The sequence below is a fragment of the Micromonospora sp. NBC_00362 genome, assembly GCF_026342155.1.
Classification (GTDB): Bacteria; Actinomycetota; Actinomycetes; order Mycobacteriales; family Micromonosporaceae; genus Micromonospora; species Micromonospora hortensis.
In genome coordinates, this window is sequence record NZ_JAPENH010000001.1 from 3,642,680 (window position 1) to 3,660,201 (window position 17,522).

The 17,522-nt window shown below is 69.4% G+C and carries 17 protein-coding genes; 8 read left to right on the forward strand and 9 right to left on the reverse strand.

The features are described 5' to 3' along the window. Positions 1 to 37: 37 nt before the first annotated feature. Positions 38 to 1,882 (reverse strand): phosphoenolpyruvate carboxykinase (GTP), encoded by a 1,845-nt coding sequence (locus tag OG992_RS16480; RefSeq protein WP_238684425.1) that lies wholly within the window; start codon positions 1,880 to 1,882, stop codon positions 38 to 40. A 428-nt stretch (positions 1,883 to 2,310) separates the two neighbouring features. Here OG992_RS16480 and OG992_RS16485 point away from each other — a divergent pair, with 428 nt between their 5' ends. The 3 genes from OG992_RS16485 (at position 2,311) to OG992_RS16495 (ending at position 4,304) form a co-directional block, all read left to right on the forward strand. Next, the gene (locus OG992_RS16485; protein WP_238666713.1) at positions 2,311 to 2,859 is read left to right on the forward strand and encodes a GtrA family protein; all 549 of its coding nucleotides are present in this window, start codon (positions 2,311 to 2,313) and stop codon (positions 2,857 to 2,859) included. A gap of 63 nt (positions 2,860 to 2,922) precedes the next feature. After that, entirely contained in the window at positions 2,923 to 3,630 is a 708-nt protein-coding gene (locus OG992_RS16490; RefSeq protein WP_238684427.1) for a GtrA family protein, read from the forward strand. Continuing rightward, positions 3,627 to 4,304, forward strand: a complete 678-nt coding sequence (locus tag OG992_RS16495; RefSeq protein ID WP_266303674.1) for a MaoC/PaaZ C-terminal domain-containing protein — start codon at positions 3,627 to 3,629, stop codon at positions 4,302 to 4,304. Before OG992_RS16490 ends, OG992_RS16495 begins: the two co-directional genes overlap by 4 nt. Positions 4,305 to 4,347: 43 nt before the next feature. On the opposite strand, the gene OG992_RS16500 is transcribed toward OG992_RS16495, so the two are convergent. Then, positions 4,348 to 4,920, reverse strand: coding sequence for a PH domain-containing protein (locus tag OG992_RS16500; protein ID WP_238684429.1), 573 nt, complete (start codon positions 4,918 to 4,920; stop codon positions 4,348 to 4,350). Positions 4,921 to 5,028: 108 nt separating this feature from the next. Continuing rightward, on the reverse strand, positions 5,029 to 5,904 hold the full coding sequence (locus OG992_RS16505; RefSeq protein WP_266303675.1) for a biotin--[acetyl-CoA-carboxylase] ligase: 876 nt from the start codon (positions 5,902 to 5,904) through the stop codon (positions 5,029 to 5,031). 84 nt (positions 5,905 to 5,988) lie between these two features. Between OG992_RS16505 and OG992_RS16510 the strand changes: the two genes are divergently transcribed. After that, on the forward strand, positions 5,989 to 7,572 hold the full coding sequence (locus OG992_RS16510) for an acyl-CoA carboxylase subunit beta (protein WP_266303676.1): 1,584 nt from the start codon (positions 5,989 to 5,991) through the stop codon (positions 7,570 to 7,572). Positions 7,573 to 7,600: 28 nt separating this feature from the next. Here OG992_RS16510 and OG992_RS16515 read toward each other — a convergent pair whose 3' ends face one another. From OG992_RS16515 to OG992_RS16530, 4 genes are all read right to left on the reverse strand, one after another. Beyond that, positions 7,601 to 8,455, reverse strand: a complete 855-nt coding sequence (locus tag OG992_RS16515) for a hypothetical protein (RefSeq protein WP_266303677.1) — start codon at positions 8,453 to 8,455, stop codon at positions 7,601 to 7,603. Beyond that, positions 8,448 to 8,948, reverse strand: coding sequence for a SigE family RNA polymerase sigma factor (locus OG992_RS16520; protein WP_238666717.1), 501 nt, complete (start codon positions 8,946 to 8,948; stop codon positions 8,448 to 8,450). Before OG992_RS16520 ends, OG992_RS16515 begins: the two co-directional genes overlap by 8 nt. A gap of 61 nt (positions 8,949 to 9,009) precedes the next feature. After that, positions 9,010 to 9,993, reverse strand: a complete 984-nt coding sequence (locus OG992_RS16525) for a ketopantoate reductase family protein (protein WP_266303678.1) — start codon at positions 9,991 to 9,993, stop codon at positions 9,010 to 9,012. A 54-nt stretch (positions 9,994 to 10,047) separates the two neighbouring features. Continuing rightward, a complete protein-coding gene (locus tag OG992_RS16530) occupies positions 10,048 to 10,794 on the reverse strand; it encodes a M50 family metallopeptidase (protein ID WP_266303679.1) in 747 nt (248 codons plus the stop codon). A gap of 172 nt (positions 10,795 to 10,966) precedes the next feature. On the opposite strand from OG992_RS16530, the gene OG992_RS16535 reads away from it, so the two are divergent. Next, on the forward strand, positions 10,967 to 11,719 hold the full coding sequence (locus OG992_RS16535; RefSeq protein ID WP_091394392.1) for a GH25 family lysozyme: 753 nt from the start codon (positions 10,967 to 10,969) through the stop codon (positions 11,717 to 11,719). A gap of 83 nt (positions 11,720 to 11,802) precedes the next feature. Here the strand turns inward: OG992_RS16535 and OG992_RS16540 are convergent, their stop codons facing one another. Continuing rightward, positions 11,803 to 12,030, reverse strand: a complete 228-nt coding sequence (locus tag OG992_RS16540; protein ID WP_266303680.1) for a hypothetical protein — start codon at positions 12,028 to 12,030, stop codon at positions 11,803 to 11,805. 65 nt (positions 12,031 to 12,095) lie between these two features. Next, positions 12,096 to 14,114, reverse strand: coding sequence for a serine/threonine-protein kinase (locus OG992_RS16545; RefSeq protein ID WP_266303681.1), 2,019 nt, complete (start codon positions 14,112 to 14,114; stop codon positions 12,096 to 12,098). Positions 14,115 to 14,204: 90 nt separating this feature from the next. On the opposite strand from OG992_RS16545, the gene OG992_RS16550 reads away from it, so the two are divergent. The 3 genes from OG992_RS16550 to mycP all read left to right on the forward strand — a co-directional run bounded on the left by OG992_RS16550 (position 14,205) and on the right by mycP (position 17,494). After that, the gene (locus OG992_RS16550) at positions 14,205 to 14,399 is read left to right on the forward strand and encodes an acyl-CoA carboxylase subunit epsilon (protein WP_266303682.1); all 195 of its coding nucleotides are present in this window, start codon (positions 14,205 to 14,207) and stop codon (positions 14,397 to 14,399) included. A 91-nt stretch (positions 14,400 to 14,490) separates the two neighbouring features. After that, positions 14,491 to 14,949 (forward strand): hypothetical protein, encoded by a 459-nt coding sequence (locus OG992_RS16555; RefSeq protein ID WP_266303683.1) that lies wholly within the window; start codon positions 14,491 to 14,493, stop codon positions 14,947 to 14,949. Positions 14,950 to 16,447: 1,498 nt separating this feature from the next. After that, positions 16,448 to 17,494 (forward strand): type VII secretion-associated serine protease mycosin, encoded by a 1,047-nt coding sequence (gene mycP, locus OG992_RS16565; RefSeq protein WP_266305217.1) that lies wholly within the window; start codon positions 16,448 to 16,450, stop codon positions 17,492 to 17,494. Positions 17,495 to 17,522 lie beyond the last annotated feature (28 nt).

Here is a 17,522-nt window from a genome sequence, read left to right on the forward strand (position 1 = left end):
GAAATCCGATGTTGCCCGCGAAGGGTCTCGTTCACACCTATCGCTGCGGCTGCGCGGCGTCCAGGCGGGCGCGCAGCGCGTCCAACTCGGCCCAGAGCACGCCGGGCAGCTTGTCACCGAACTTCTCGAACCACTCGGTGATCATCGGCAGCTCGTTGCGCCACTCGTCCGGGTCGACCTTCAGCGCGATCCGAACATCCTCCGGGGTCATGTCCAGGCCCTCGACGTCGAGGGCGTCCGGAGCGGGGACCATGCCGACCGGCGTCTCGACCGCGCCGGCAGTGCCCTCGATCCGCTCGACGACCCACTTGAGCACCCGGGAGTTTTCCCCGAAGCCCGGCCAGAGGAACGAGCCGTCCGGGTCCTTGCGGAACCAGTTGACGTAGTAGATCTTGGGCAGCTTCGCCTCGTCGCCGTCGGCGCCCTTGCCCATCTCGATCCAGTGCCGGAAGTAGTCGCCGGCGTGGTAGCCGATGAACGGCAGCATCGCCATCGGATCCCGCCGGACCACGCCGACGGCGCCGGACGCGGCGGCGGTGGTCTCCGAGGAGAGCGTGGCGCCCATGTAGACGCCGTGCACCCAGTCGCGGGCCTCGGTCACCAGCGGGATGGTGTCCTTGCGGCGTCCGCCGAAGAGGATCGCGTCGATCGGCACCCCGTTGGGGTCGAAGTACTCGTCGGCGAGGATCGGGCACTGGGTGATCGGGGTGCAGAACCGGCTGTTCGCGTGGGAGGACAGGCTGTCGCTCTCCGGCGTCCAGTCGTTGCCCTTCCAGTCGATCAGGTGCGCCGGCGGCTCGCCCATGCCTTCCCACCAGACGTCGCCGTCATCGGTGAGGCCGACGTTGGTGAAGACGGAGTTGCCCCGGTCCAGCGTGCGCATGGCGTTGGCGTTGGTCTTCCAGTCGGTGCCGGGCGCGACGCCGAACAGGCCGTACTCGGGGTTGACGGCGTAGAGGCGGCCGTCCGGGCCGAATCGCATCCAGGCGATGTCGTCGCCGATGGTCTCGACCTTCCAGCCGGGAATCGTCGGCTCCACCATGGCGAGGTTGGTCTTGCCGCAGGCAGACGGGAACGCGCCGGCGATGTGGTAGGTCTTGCCCTCGGGCGAGGTGATCTTGAGGATCAGCATGTGCTCGGCGAGCCAGCCCTCGTCCCGGCCCATCACACTGGCGATCCGCAGCGAGTAGCACTTCTTGCCCAGCAGCGAGTTGCCGCCGTAACCCGAGCCGTACGACCAGATCTCCCGGCTCTCCGGGAAGTGCGAGATGTACTTGGTGTCGTTGCACGGCCACGCGACATCCTGCTGGCCGGGGGCGAGCGGGGCGCCGATCGAGTGCAGCGCGTGCACGAAGTCGGCGTCGTCGCCCATGGCCTCGAGGACCCGGGTGCCCATCCGCGTCATGATGCGCATCGAGGCGACCACGTAGGGGCTGTCGGTGATCTCGACACCGAACATCGGGGACTCGGCCTCGACCGGCCCCATGACGAACGGGATGACGTACATGGTGCGACCGCGCATGGAGCCCCGGTACAGCTCCGTCATCGTCCGCTTCATCTCGGCCGGCGCCATCCAGTTGTTGGTGGGGCCGGCGTCCGCCTCGTCGACGGAACAGATGTAGGTGCGCTCCTCGACCCGGGCGACGTCCGTCGGGTCGGTGCGCGCGTAGAACGAGTTGGGCTTCTTCTCCGGGTTGAGCCGGATCAGGGTGCCGGCCTCGACCAGCTCATCGGTGAGGCGGCGCCACTCCTCGTCGGACCCGTCCACCCAGACGACACGGTCGGGGGTGGTCAGTTCCGCGACCTCACGGACCCAGGCGAGCAGTTTCGGATGGGACGTCGGGGCCTGATCAATACCCCGCACAACAGCCGGAGCAACCATGACACATCTCCTTGTGGTCGACGCTGACCGATCTATGGGATGCACGAGACTCAGCGGCGCGATGCGTCGCCTTCGTGGAAACCTGGGATTGGCCTCAGCGTAAACCGGGCAGCCTTCCGAGTCAGTGGGACAGGTTGTGAAGAACTGCACAAGCTACGGCCTCGCTGCGGCATCACGAGCTGATACCCGCTTTCCCGCGCAGTTTCACGCAAATCTTGTTGTGCACCCCGGCGGACGCTTGTTGCGGTCGGGCCGTGGACCTGCCCCGCCGACCGGTGCGGTGATTCCCGTTCCGCGGCGGCTCAGTCCTCCCAATTGGCTACGCTCTGTGCAGTGGTCACGTACGCGGCGCTGGGGCCCCTTCGGGAGACCACGCCCGCTTGCCGTTGCTACCCCTCTGACTGGGCGGCAGCCGGTAGGCTCCCTCCGTGGCCGCCACGATGACCGGGGAACAACCGGGTCCCCGGCAGACCCGACGGGGTCTCGTCGGCTTACTCCTCGACCGCTTCGGTCACCTCATCCGCGAGATGGGCAAGTTCGCCACGGTGGGCGGCTTCGCCTTCCTCGTCGACTTCGCGCTCTTCAACTACCTGACGAGCAAGCACGGCGTCGAAGAGCTGACGGCGAAGACGATCTCCACGGTGATCGCGGCGTCCGTCGCCTTCGTGGGCAACCGGTTCTGGACGTGGCGGCACCGCCAGCGCAACAACGCGGCCCGCGAGTACGCGCTCTTCTTCTTCTTCAACGCTGTCGGTCTCGGCATCACCGTGGCCTGCCTCGCGCTCAGCCGCTACGGGCTTGGAGCCATCTGGCCGGCCGTGTTCCAGACGCGCCTGGCGGACAATCTCGCCAGCTACATCGTCGGCACCGGGTTCGCCACGCTGTTTCGATTCTGGTCGTACCGGCGGTTCGTCTTCGTCGAAGCGGGAACCCCGACCCTTCCGCAGGTGAATCCCGATCGAGACCACGGGGCGTGACCTGCCGCCCACCTCGTTCGGCCGGTGATCGCCGGCCGCACCGACTGCCCTAAGGTGTTTCGCATGCGTCTTGTCCGCCTGCTGCCTGAGCGCTGGCAGAAGTTCATCCACGAGGCGCTCAAGTTCGGCATCGTCGGCGGCATCAACACCGTCATCAATTACGCGGTGTTCAATGCCCTTGCACTGACCGTTTTCGTCAACGGTCAGTTGAAGGCGACAGTGATCGCGACGATCGTCGCCACCATCACGTCGTACCTCATGAATCGGCACTGGACGTACCGCGATCGCCCGAAATCGGCGCTTCGCCGAGAATATCTGCTTTTCTTCCTATTCAACGGTGCTGGTCTGCTCATTGAGCTGGGGGCCGTGGCGGCAGCCAAGTACGGTCTCGGCGTACACGGCCTTCTGGCGCTGAATCTGGCCAAGACCGTCGGTGTCATGCTGGCCACGCTGTTCCGGTTCTGGTCGTACCGCACCTTCGTCTTCCAACCCGTCGCACCGGCCGAGGACGAGGCCGCGAAACCCGACTCCACCTGGCACGACATTCCGCGCGACGAGTGGGACACCATGGCGGAGATGGACCCGGTCGCCGAGTTGGCGGAATCGGTGTCCGAGCTGGAGGAGGCGGAATCCGCGCAACGCCTCGACTCCCCAGCCGGCGCACCGGCTCAGAGCCGGCTCCCGCGGCTGAGCGTCAGCCCCGCCGTCGACCTGGACGCGGAACTCGCCGCGGAGCTGCACGTCAGCACCCGTCGCGCGCCCCGACGGTGACGACACCCGACGCCCGCTCCGGCACGGGGCGACCGGCCGAGCTGTTCTTCGAGGATCTCGTCCCGGGGCTCACCGTCGACCTCGGCGTGGTCACCGTGGACGCCGACGAGATGGTCGCCTTCGCCCGCCGCTTCGACCCGCAGTGGTACCACGTCGACAGCGACCTGGCCGCCGCGAGCCGGCACGGCGGTCTGATCGCCAGCGGCTTCTACACGGTCAGCCTGTTCATGCGCGCGTACGTCGACCACCTGCTGTCCCGGGCCGCCGCTGACGCATCCCCCGGCCTGGAGGAGCTGCGTTGGCTCGCCCCGGTGCGGGCCGGCGACCGGCTCGCGGTCCGGGTCGACGTGATGGGCGCCCGACCGTCGACTGCCCGCCCCGGGCTCGGCACCGTCAGCCTCACCGGCACCATGCTGCGCCTCGGCCCGGACGACCGGCCCGAGCAGGAGGTGCTGCGGACCCGCTTCCGTGGCTGGTTCGCCGTGCGACCGGTCGAGGCCGACCCCGAAGCCGAAGCCGAAGCCGAAGCCGAGGCCGAAGCCACCGACGCTGACCAGCCCGAGGTGGACCAGCCCGACCCCGGCCCGACCGCAGGGGACCCGCCCACCGTCGGGTCGTCCGACAGCGGCTCGACGGCCAGCAGCGGCTCACCCGAGGCCCAACAACCCGACTGACCCGCCCCCACCGCGCGGCAGGGGCGGGTCTCCACCGTCCGGTTCAGGTAGTGGTGTCGCGCAGCGGCTTGCCGTCCTGCATGTCGGCGAGCATGTCGCGCATCTCGCCATCGCCCAGCGAGTGCTTGTCGTGCTGTGCCTCGACCAGCTCGTACAGGGTGGTCTGCACCCTCCCGACGTCCGGCACGTCGGCGAGCACCGACTGGCCGCGCTCACCTGCCGACTCGATGGTGAGCGTCCCGCAGCCGAGCAGACGCTCGACGAAACGCTGGTTCATCGAGTGGTCGTTGACCCGGGCGAGCGGGAGGTCCCGCCGGTCCCGGGAGAACACACCCTGCTGAAGCAGGACTCGCTCGTTCGTGAACAGGTAGTGGGTGGTGCGCCAGACCAGGAACGGCCACAGGCCGAGCCAGAGCACCGCGACCAGGGCGATCGCCCCGATCACGGCCAGCGCGATCGAACCGCCGCCACTCTCGGGCAACAGGAGCACGCCGACCACCACCGCGGCGATGGCCAGCACCAGCACCGCGATCGGCCGGATCAACGCCTTCCAGTGCGGATGCAGGTGCAGCACGACGTGCTCGTCCTCGGTGAGCACGTCTTCAGGAAACGCCACGGGAACCTCCAACGCGATTTTCTAGACGCGCAGACGGTAAACCCCCCAAGCCCCGCCACGACATCCGCCGCGCGGGCCCACTCGGGCTCTTCGTGATCTTGCCCGTCCTCAGCGGAGGTGCAGGACGTCGCCGGCGGCCAGGGTCCGGGCGCCGGCCGACGTGGTGACCATCAGTTGGCCGTCCGGGTCCACTCCGGTGGCGGTGCCGGTCAGGGACTCGCCGTTGGGGAGCAGGACGCGTACCTCGCGTCCGATCGTCGCGCAGGCCGCCAGGTAGGCGTCGCGCAGGCCGCTGGCCACCGCGTCGCCGCCCGCCGAACGCCAACGGTCGTACCAGTCGGCGACCGCGCGCAGCAGCGCCCGCAGCAGCGGATCCCGATCGGTGGCCACAGCGCCGGCCAACTGGAGCGAGGTGGCCGGCAGCCCGGTCGGATTCACCGGCAGCTCGTCGGCGCGCAACGTCACGTTGAGCCCGATGCCCAGCACGATGGCCGGCGGTTGGTCCGGCGCCCCTCCGGGCACCGCCTCGGCCAGCACGCCCGCGCACTTCGCGTCGTCGATCAGCAGGTCGTTCGGCCACTTGAGGCTGGCTTCCAGCTCGGCCAGCCGGGCCACCGCCTCGACCAGCGCCACGCCGGCCAGCAACGGCAGCCACCCGTACCCAGTGGGTGTCGCCGGCAGCCAGCCGCGGTCCGGCACAGCCTCGCCGGGCCGCAGCAGGACGCTCGTCGCAATGCCGGCCCGCGCCGGCGACTGCCAGACCCGACCGCGTCGGCCGCGCCCTTCGGTCTGCCGCTCGGCGACCACTACCAGGCCCTCGGGCTCGCCGGCCCGGGCGGCCTCGGCCACGTCGGCGTTCGTGGAGCCGGTCTCGGCACGCAGCTCCAGCCGGGCCCACGGCCCGTTCGGCGCTGTCAACGCGCGGCGCAGCCGGGCCGCCGACAGCGGCGGCCGGTCCAGATCGGTGTACGGGGAGCCCGACATTCCGCCAGCCTACGGCGGTGCTCCGGTCGACACTGAGGCGTACTGCACAGCGGCACCCACCTGAACCATCGTTATATTCCCTGGGTGACTACCGAGACCGGGACCAACATGCACAGCACCGCGGGCAAGCTGGCGGACCTGGAGCGCCGGGTCGACGAGGCGGTGCACGCCGGGTCGGCCCGCGCCGTGGAGAAGCAGCACGCGCGCGGCAAGAAGACCGCCCGCGAGCGGATCGAGATGCTGCTCGACGAGGGCTCCTTCGTCGAACTCGACGAGTTGGCCCGGCACCGGTCCACGGCCTTCGGGCTGGAGCGGAACCGCCCGTACGGCGACGGTGTGGTCACCGGCTACGGCACGGTGGACGGCCGGCAGGTGTGCGTCTTCGCTCAGGACTTCACTGTCTTCGGCGGCTCGCTCGGCGAGGTCTTCGGCGAGAAGATCGTCAAGGTGATGGACCTGGCCATGAAGATCGGCTGCCCGGTGGTCGGCATCAACGACTCCGGCGGCGCGCGCATCCAGGAGGGCGTCGTCTCGCTCGGCCTCTACGGCGAGATCTTCTTCCGCAACGTGCGGGCCTCCGGCGTCATCCCGCAGATCTCACTGGTGATGGGCCCCTGTGCCGGCGGCGCGGTCTACTCCCCGGCGGTCACCGACTTCACTGTGATGGTCGACCAGACCTCGCACATGTTCATCACCGGTCCCGACGTGATCAAGACGGTGACAGGCGAGGACGTCGGCATGGAGGAGTTGGGCGGCGCGCGTACGCACAACACCCGCAGCGGCAACGCGCACTACCTCGCCAGCGACGAGGACGACGCTGTCGACTACGTCAAGGCGCTGCTGTCGTACCTGCCGTCGAACAACCTCGACGAGCCGGTCGTCGTCGACGCCCCCGCTTCGCTTGAGGTCACGGACGAGGACCGGGAGTTGGACACCCTGATCCCGGACTCGGCCAACCAGCCGTACGACATCCACACGGTGATCGAGCACGTCCTCGACGACGGGGAGTTCCTGGAGGTCCAGCCGCTCTACGCGCAGAACATCGTGGTCGGCTACGGCCGGGTCGAGGGGCGACCGGTCGGTGTGGTGGCCAACCAGCCGATGCACTTCGCCGGCACCCTGGACATCGCCGCCTCGGAGAAGGCCGCCCGCTTCGTTCGCACCTGCGACGCGTTCAACATCCCGGTACTGACCTTCGTGGACGTGCCCGGCTTCCTGCCCGGCACCGGTCAGGAGTGGGACGGCATCATCCGCCGGGGCGCGAAGCTCATCTACGCGTACGCCGAGGCGACCGTCCCGAAGGTCACCGTGATCACCCGCAAGGCGTACGGCGGGGCGTACGACGTGATGGGCTCAAAGCACCTCGGCGCGGACCTGAACTTCGCCTGGCCGACAGCGCAGATCGCGGTGATGGGCGCGCAGGGCGCTGTGAACATCCTGTACCGCTCCGAGCTGGCCGGCGCCGAGGACCCGGCGGCGGTCCGGGCCGAGAAGATCGCCGAGTACGAGGACACCCTGGCCAACCCGTACGTGGCCGCCGAGCGTGGGTACATCGATTCGGTGATCGCGCCGCACGAGACGCGCACCCAGATCGTCCGGGCGCTGCGCGTCCTGCGGACCAAGCGGGAAACCCTGCCGCCGAAGAAGCACGGCAACATCCCGCTCTGATCTCGCCGCCCTGATCGCCCCGGCCGCGTTAGCAGGGCGGGTTGGCGGCAGCACACATCCGCGCTGCCGCCGCCACTGCGAGCTGCACGAGTTCGGCCTCGGTGCCGTCGTCACCGAGGCGGAGCACCGAGACGGTGTCGCCGACCCGGACGACCGCCAGCAGGATCGGCGACGGCGCGTCGCCGAGCGGCTGGCCGGTCTCCAGGTCCCGGGTGACGGTGAGCGAGTCCCGCAGGATGGCGGCGTCGTCCCCGGCGAAGCCCCGCCGCACCACCGACCACCGGTGCAGTGCTTCCCCCGTGCGGGTCCCTCCCGCCGTCATGACCGGCCCCACGCTCAGCCACGCGGCACACGGGGCGACCAGGTCGTCCAAATCGGTGAAGAGCTGTCGGGCCGCCTCGGGTACCAACCGGAAGAGCTCCTGCGTCACCAGACCAGCCGACCGGGTGCGGATCGGCGCAGCGTCTTTCGGCACAAACGTCTGTGAACGGGACAGGATCGACATCTGCCAACCGTTCGACCGTCCCTGGCTCGTCCGGCAGTAGCCGAGCAGGTGGTCCAGCAGGACCGGCTCGCCCAGCCCCGATTGGCTGAGCTGCACATCGACCTGTTGCGACAGGTCGGCTGGCTGCAACAGGGCGTCGGTGGCGATCTCGTGTCGGGTCGGCGAGGCCGAGGCGGCTGGCTGGGCCGGTGGTGGGGACTTCCTCGGGGCGGCGACCGCCACGGCGGAGACCCCGGCGAGGGCCAGCACGACGGTGGCCACCACGATCTTGCGCTGGCTGCGGCGGCGGCCCCGGGAGCGGATCTCCTCCGGGCCGAGCCACCGCACGTCCTGCAGGTCCCGCTGGATCTGTTCGACGAACGTCGGGTCGTCACGCATCGGTGGCCTCCTCCAGATCAGAGACGGCGAGCAGGCCGGCGAGCGCGGTACGCCCCCGGGAGAGACGGGCCTTGACGGTGCCCACCGGGGCCGCGGTCTCCCGCGCGACCTCGGCGACCGGCATGCCCACCAGGTAGTACAGGGCGATGGCGACGCGTTGCTCCTCGGGCAGTCGACGCAGTGCGGCGACCACAGCGACGGTGTCGGTGCCCGGCCCGGGAACGGTCTCGGTGGCCCCGTGTCGCAGGTAGGCGCGGGCGCGGCTCCGCAGGCTGCGCCACCGGCTGACCGCGATCCGGCTGGCCACCACCCGCACCCACGCCTCCGGGTCGTCGTACGCGCTGATTGTCGACCAACGCTGCCACGCCCGGACGTACGCCTCCTGCACGGCGTCCTGCGCCTCGCCCCGATCGCCGGTGAGGGCGTAGACGAACCCGAGGAGTCGTTGCCGACTCCCCCGGTAGAACTCGTCGAACCCGTCGACGTCCGGCACCCGCTACCTCCCCGTGTCGGTCGCTGGGAACACGCACCGGCAAGGGCCGTTGGTTGCCCGGTCAGGCGATCGACTTTTCCAACTCGCTGAGCGGGAACGCGCCGGCCCCGATCCGCTCCCGGACCGCCCGGCGTACGGCCCGCTGCACGGCGACGTTGACCGGCGTCGGTACGCCGTGCAACCGGCCGAGCAGCGCGATCTCACCGTTGAGGTGGTCGACCTCGGTCGAGCCGGTGCCCCGGGCCAGGCTCTGCCAGGTGGAACCGCCGGAGCGAGCCTCACCGTCGACCGGGCGTTGCCCGACCAGGTCGCCGCGTTCGGCTTTCTCCTCCTCGGGCGAGGTGTGTGCGATGCCGGCGGCGGCGAGCGCGGCGACGCCCTCGGCGCGTACCCGCTCGACCAGCGCGTCCGGGATGTCCCCGCCGAGCAACGCCTGTAGGCCGTTACCGAGGTTGCTGAGCAGCTTGCCGTACTTCCAGCGCAGCACGTCGGCGCGGACCGGAGCGACGAAGCCGGCGGCGGTCAGGTCGGCGGCGATCGCCCGGTCGGTGTCGTCGGCGCCCCCGGGGTATCGCCCGATGTGGAGCATCCCGGGATGCGGGTACCCGTTGGCGACCACCACACCCGGGTCCAGGTGGGTGGCCGGCAGCCAGACGCAGACCGGGTGCACGTCGGCGAAGAGGCGCAGCGCGGCCCGCTCGTTGGCCACCCCGTTCTGCGCTGTCACCAGCGGCAGACGTTCGCCCGCCGTGCCGCCGCCGACCACCGGCGCGTCCACCCAGGCCGCCAACGCGTCGGCGCTATCCTGCGACTTCACGGTGAGGATCAGCACGGTGTCCGCCGGCAGCGGCTGGTCGGTGGGCCGGTCCACCGCCGCGAGCCGGGCGGTGACCTCACCGTCGGGCTGCCGAACTGTCAGACCCCGCGCCCGGATCGCGTCCAGGTGGGCGCCGCGGGCCACCAGTGTCACGTCCCGGTCGGCCTGGGCCAGCCGTACGCCGATGGTCCCGCCGACCGCACCCGCCCCGATGATCACGTATCGCATGGCCTCATTCTGCCCGCCCGTGCGCCTTCCGCCCGTGCGCCTTCAGCCCGCCGGTCAGCCGGTGGTCAGGCCGGCGTCGGTGAGGATCGGGCCGGCGAGCAGGAGCGCACCGGCGATCAGCGCCGCCAGGTTGACGAGGGCGAAGACGCCAACCCAGAAGAGCGGCGGGAACGGAGTGAGGCCGGCGAGTTGGTCGGCGTCGGAGGCGGGCATCCGGCCCCGCGAGCGCAGGCGCTGCAGCTCGACCACCGGACGCACCCCACCGAGCAGCAGAAACCACACCCCGGTGTACGCGAACGCGGCCTGGACCTGCGGCGTCGCGTACCACGAGACGGCGAACACCAGCGCGCCGGTGATCAGCAACGACACCATGCCGAAGACGTTGCGGATCATGACGAGCATGGCCAGCAGCAGCGCCACTGCGACCCAGAGCAGCAGGGTGATCCGGTTACCGCCGAGGAGCCAGGCGCCGGCCAGCCCCACCAGCGGCGGCGCGACGTATCCGGCGAGCAGAGTGAGGATCATGCCCGGCCCGGTGGGGCGGCCGGCGGAGAGCGTCAGACCGGACGTGTCCGAGTGCAGCCGGATGCCGTGCAGCTTGCGGCCGGTGAGCAGGGCGACCAGGGCGTGCCCGCCCTCGTGCGCGATGGTGACGGCGTTACGGGCGATCCGCCACGGCAGCCGGGTGGAGACCACCACCAGCGCCACGGCCCCGGTGATCAACACCAGCAGTGCGGGCGGGTCCGGCTGCGCGCCGAACAGCGTGTCCCACAGGTCGCTCAGCCCGTCGATCGACATCATGGGGCGCGAGCCTACCGGCGGCGTTCCGTGTCGCTCCCGAGGCACCGGTTCATACATCGGTCACTGGGGCTACTGACGCCCGCCGATGAAGCTTTTTTCCGGCTGCACTTGTGATCTAGGGCACTTACCTCCAAAGATGAATGTCGATAGAGCGACGTCCTTGGAGGCATTCATGGCCCGTACCCGATCATCGCTGCGCCGCGCGCTCGCGGCCGGCCTCACCGTCCTCGCCACCGCGGCGGCGGCCCTGGTCGCGACCGCCGGACCGGCGGCCGCCGCCACCACACCCGGTGTCGACGTCTCCCGCTACCAGGGCACCATCAACTGGACCAGCGTCCGCAACGCGGGCATCCAGTTCGCGTTCATCAAGGCGACCGAGGGCACCAGCTACAAGGACCCGAACTTCAACGCCAACTACGTCAACTCGTACAACGCCGGGGTGATCCGCGGGGCGTACCACTTCGCCCGCCCGAACATCTCCGCCGGCTCGACCCAGGCCAACTACCTGGCCTCCAACGGCGGCGCCTGGTCCGCGGACAGCCGCACCCTGCCGGCCGCGCTGGACATCGAGGGCAACCCGTACGCCGGTGGCTACTGCTACGGGCTCAGCACGACCGGAATGCGCAACTGGGTGCAGGACTTCCTGAACACCTACCGCTCCCGCACCGGCCGGTACGCGGTCATCTACACCACCACGAGCTGGTGGAACCAGTGCACCGGCAGTTGGACCGGCCCGTGGGCGAACCACCCGCTCTGGCTGGCCCGCTGGTCGAGCACCCCCGGCGCCCTGCCGGCCGGCGCGTCGGTGTGGAGCTTCTGGCAGTACACCAGCACCGGCGCGGTCTCCGGAATCAGCGGCAATGTGGACCGCAACTACTGGAACGGTGACCGGAGCCGCCTGATCGCGTTGGCCAACAACACCTGACCGGGCCGTTGGCGGCAGCGGGATCGACGGTCACCAGCACGGTCGACAATCGGTCCGGCTGCCGCCACACCACCGGGTACGGGTCAAGCCCGCCGCCGGCTCAGGGCCGGCACCACAGCATCCTCACGAGCCAGCGCGCCCCTGCGGGTCAACCGCCAGGCAGCCACGCCAAAGCCAGCAACGATCGCGACGCCGAGCAGTGCGATGAGCACCGAAACCCCCGCGCTGACCAGCAGCAGGATCGCGTCGCCGAGCGCCACGAGCATCCACAGTGCCAGCCGGGGCCGAGTGTCCCTCCGTCGGTAACCCATGTCGTGCCTCCTTCCGTCGTCGAAGGTCAAGTACCCACGACGACGCAAGGTCATGCGAATGAGTTTCAGTCCTGACGGTCGGGCACGAAACCCTTGGCGATCCGGTCGAAGTTCGGCAGGTTGGCCTGCCAGTCCTTCTCCGCGATCTCCCACCGCAGGGCGTAACCGCGGTTCTTGGCCGTCACGAACCCCCGGTTGCGGACGTGGATCCGCTGCCCGTCCCGCGTTTCCAGCCACTCCCAGTCGCCGCAGGTCTTCCAGAAGTCGCAGCCCACGATGCTGAGTTTTTGGTAGTTGTTGACGCGGCTAGCGCGCCGCGGCTCCTGCTCCTGCCAGTCCTTCACCGCGTCTTTCGCCGGCCTGTCAGTCCACTGCACCAGCAGCTCGCCCGGTCCGTTGGGATCCTCGAAGACGACAGTTTTGTCGGGGGGCGTGCTACGCACCCAACCATCGGGGATCGGCAGGGCGAAGCCGAACGGGTCCCGGTGCAGCTTCCAACCCGCCGGCAACGCGTTCGGGTCGACCGAGGGGGTGGCCGAGGCGGACGGGCTCGGGGCACCGCTGGTGGGCGGCGGAGGCGCCGCAGCGGAGGTCGGCGCGGGCGCGGAGGTCGCGGCAGCGCTGGTCGGATTGGCCTGCGGGGTCTTGTCGTCGTCCTTCGTCAGCAACGGCACGACCACCACGAGACCGATCAGCAGCAGCGCCACCACTGCACCGATCAGCAGGTTGCGTCGGGTGTTGTTCGGCTTCGTGCCATCCGACAGCGGCACCGCCGCGCGCCCGGCCGGACTCACCGGCGGCATGAGCGACGTCGGGGTGGTCGGCTTGCGCTGCTCCGGAGCCACCGGCGGACCGTCGACGACAGTCGGCTCGTCGTCGACGTTCGTCGTACCGTCGCCGCTCGTGTCGGGCGCGGCCGTGACCTTCGCGGTCGGCTCGGCATCTACCGGCTCGACCTCGGACGGGCGGTCGATCGTGGCGGTCGGCTCCGCCGGTGCGGCTGCGGCCGGCTCGGTGGGCACCAGCGCGGTCGGGTCGGCGGCCGCGTCGGAGGAGACGACGGCCGTCGGCGTGGCATCGGCGGTGGGGGTCGCGGCGGCAGCGGAGGTGGCGGCCGAGGTGCTCGCGGCGGCGGCCGGCGGCGACACCGGCCGGTCGACACTCTCGGCCGGTCGCGGCGCCGGCACGTGCGGCGGGCGCGGCTCGCGCGGACCGTTCGGCCCAGGCCGGCGTACGCCATCAAGCAGTGAGATGCCGCGCGACCGCTTGCCCCCGGCGCGGCGCAGCAACCGCTCCGCCACCTCGGCCGTGATGCGCTCGTTCGGGTCCTTGCGCAGCAGCCCGTTGAGGACGGCCTTGAGCGGACCAGCGTTCTTCGGCGGCGGAATCGGCTCGGTGGCCAACGCGGCCAGGGTGCCGATCGCCGACGGCCGGGCGTACGGCGACTTGCCCTCGACCGCCGCGTAGAGCGTCGCGCCCAGCGACCACAGGTCGGCCTCCGGCCCGGCAGTGCCGTCCCGAGCCCGCTCCGGCGAGATGTACGCGGGCGAGCCGAGCACCATGCCGGTGCGAGTCACGTTGGGGTCGCCGGGGATCGTGGCGAGACCGAAATCGGTCAGCACCACCCGACCGTCGTCGCCGAGCAACACATTGCCGGGCTTCACGTCGCGGTGCATGACACCCGCCTTGTGCGCGGCGCTGAGCGCACCCAGCACGCCCAGGCCGATCTCCACAGTGCGGGCCACCGACACCGGGCCGTCCTCGGCGAGAGTGTCCTGCAACGACTTCGACGCCACGTACTCCATGACGATCCACGGATCGCCATCGGTGCGCAGCACGTCGAAGATGCGGACGACGTTGGCGTGGTTGAGCCGGGCGATGGCCCGCGCCTCCCGCAACGAGCGCTCGCGCATCTCGCGGCGCTCCTCATCGGTGAGGCCGGGCGGCGGCACCAACTCCTTGATGGCGACGTCCCGGTGCAGCACCTCGTCGCGCGCCTTCCACACCCGGCCCATGCCGCCCTGGCCGAGCGGCGACAGGAGCCGGTATCGGTCAGCGACGAGTTGGGGAAGCGCGTTCGACATCGGTGAGACGGTACCCGGACCCGCCGACGCTCACACCGCCGGCACGCCACTGTGCGCTTCGGGTAACTTCGCGCCGCGTACCCTGGCGGCATGTCTGCCGAAGAGCCGCTGTTCCGGGTCGTCCGCGGCGTGCCCACCGCCGAGGAGTTGGCCGCTCTGGTGGGGGCGATCATCGTCCGAACCCGTCCAGCCGCCGCTCCCACGCCGGCGACGGAATCCGCCTGGGCGCGCAGCGGTCGACCCGGCGGCTCCAGCGGGTGGCGCGCCGCCGGCCTGCCCCGCTAACCCGAGACCTACCGGTACGGGGGCTGTCAGGGTGGCGTTGAGCCGTTAACCTCACTCAGGGAAACGGTGCCGTTACGGGTAGGGAGGATCCATGATCCCCGAAGAGGACCGGCCAGCACCCTGGCTACGCGGTTACGGCGGCATCGAAGCCGACATCAGCCAGCTCAGAGAGTTCGCCGAACGGCTCGCCGCCGAGGTCGAGAGCAACTACGCGCCGCACCTGTCGTACATCGCCGAAGACATGTCCGCGAAGCTGCCCAACCCGTGCGACGCCTTCATCGAGCTGGTCACGTTCCTGCACGCACACCACGAGACACAGCAGGCCACCGCCGACATGGTGTACGCCGTCCGAGGCGCCACCGGCCACCTGGCCGCCGCCGCCGATCAGGTCGCCACCCACTACGCCGACAGCGACGCCTTCACCGCTGCCCGAGTGGTCGACGTGCAACGAGCCCTCGCCAACCCGGCCAGCGTCCTCCCCGGCGGCCCGACGCCAACCCTGACCGACCCGACCAGCCCCGACGCCGTAGGGCCGGTGGTGCTGCCGTGATCGAACGGGGCACCGGCCGCACCTCCGGCCTCACCGACTGGCACCTCATGGACGTCAACAGCATGTGGGCCTGCCTCCAGGACCACGACACCGCCAACCACTGGAAACAGGTCGCCGGTTGGCGCAAGGTCTGCGACCTGGCGCAAATCCACCTCGGCCGCCTCCAGCAGTACCGACGCGGACTCGCCGAGGCGTGGCCCCCCGAAACCAGCGCCGCCTCCCGCACCTACCTCGCCGAACTCGACGAACTCGTCGACAAGGTGCAGCGCACCCACGACGCCGCCGCCGCGAACTACACCGCGCTCTCCGCCGCAACCCAGGCCATCGGCACCACCCGCGCCGCACTCCGCAAGATCTACGAGGAGTACGCGACCAAGTTCCAGCAGAAGCAGGCGTACGAGTCGATGGTCGCCGACCCGAAAGCGGTGATGGGCAACCGAGCTGCCACGCCGCCTGTTGCTGATGGGGACTTGGAACGACTGAACGTGCAGGCGCGATCCATGATGTTCAACCTAAGCGGCGAACTCCAACAAGCCCAAGCAACCCTCCAAAAACCACCCGTGGCGCCTCCGCGCCCGAGGCGAGACCCGTCCGACTCAGACGCTTATGACTCCGCGCCCACAATTCCGCCAATCCTACCTTTGCCCTTAACTGTCGGCGCAGCTCCGTCTTTGCCTTCACCTATTCCGACGGGTGGCTCGCAACCCGCCTCGATCGCCACCGTGATAGGTCCGATACTTGGCGGCACCAGCCCCGCAACTGTGCCACCTCCTCAGATTCCTGGAAGTCCTGGATTTGGCACCCCATCCCCGGGGATAGGAACGCCGACACCGCTCCCACCTGGCCCGATACCTCGGGTCCCAGTCTTGCCCCCTGAGGGCAAGTCGGGAGTCGAAAATCGGCAGGTTCGCGGAAATAGCAATGGGGTCCCATCCCCGCAGCCGCCGACGCGGTCGATGCCGCCGAGCGGAGTTATCGGTGGAGCACCAGGCCTTGGACTAGGTCAGCCCGTACCCCCGTCCAGTCCGACACGAAAAGTTAATCCCATTGGCGGCGTGATTGGTGGCGGTGGCGCTGGTACCGCACCTACCGGTGGAGCCGGTTCCCGGCCAGCCGGAAGCCGGGGTTTACCTGGACGGCATCAACTTCCGCCCATCGGTGGCGCCCCCGGGCTGGGCGGCGGCGCTAACGCTTCGGGTCTGGGCGCTATCTACCCGCCTAATCATCCCGCACAAAGGGGACAGACCACAGATCGGCGAGCCTGGGATCCCGATCATCCGTGGGAGATCGACCAAGGGGTAGACCCCGTCGTCCGCCCGCCAGAGGAGCAGAGCCCACCTGATCCTGGCCCCGCAATCGGCTTCAACCGCTAATGAATCGCAATCGTCGAGCCCTGCAGATATTGTCAGCTATTTTTTCGGCAACACTGTCCGCAGGTCAAGCTTCGGCGGGAACAGGCTCTCAGTTCCCGAGTGGCGAGCCTGGCGAGATTAACAGAATCAGATCGGACCAGTGGCACCTTAGCTACCTCAATACTTCCAACGCGCAACGCATTACCCGAGGAGCAGGGGTAACTGTCGCAGTCCCAGACACAGGAGTGCAACCGCACCCCGACCTGCGAAGAAACCTTCTAAGAGGTACTGACATCATCGCCGGCGGAGATGGCAGCGGGCAGTACGATCAGAACAGCCATGGCACTGGGATGGCTGGCTTAATCGCTGCGCATGGACAAGGGACAAACTCAGGCGCTTTGGGAATAGCCCCAGATGCGCAAATACTTCCAATTCGAGATACGCCTGTCGATGGCGAGGGCAAGGCCGAAGACCTGGCTGCCGGAATCGATTTTGCGGTCCTGAACGGAGCTGACGTTATAAGTATCTCCTCGGTGGGCGGCGCCGGCATTCCATTGAGGCGATCAATAAGAGCAGCACTCGCGGCCGGTGTGATCGTGGTGGCATCCAGTGGCAACCGCCCGCAGGATTCTGCAGTTGGTTATCCAGCGTCCGAGGATGGGGTCATCGCTGTCGGTGGAATTGACCGAGACGGGAAGCGTGCCGCCGTCTCCGTCACTGGGCCGGAGATTGACGTGGTTGCCCCCGCCGTCGACATCTACAGCACGAGCATCGACGGCAAGTACCGCAAAGGCACCGGCACCTCGGACGCGACGGCGATTGTTGCGGGCGCGGCTGCGTTGATCAGGTCCAAGTACCCGTACCTGCCGGCCCGGGAGGTCGCGCACCGGCTCACGGCTACCGCCGTCGACAAGGGCCCTCCGGGGCGTGACGACGAGTACGGCTACGGGGTGATCGATCTTGTGGCGGCGCTGACGGCAGACGTACCGCCGCTGGGGTTTGAATCGGTGAGCGCTCCGGCCGGTGCTGGCCCGACCACGACGGCTGGTGCTCAGCCGGGTGACGAGAGCGATAGCGCGACCGCGCGCGGCCTAGCCACTCTCGGGGTGCTCGTGGCCGCCGGGGTCGGGTGGGCCGTGATAGCGCGGCGACGTCGGCATGGTGATGATCCGCCGCCCAGAATCAGTCGCTGATCGATCAACGAAGCGCTGATCCACTCGA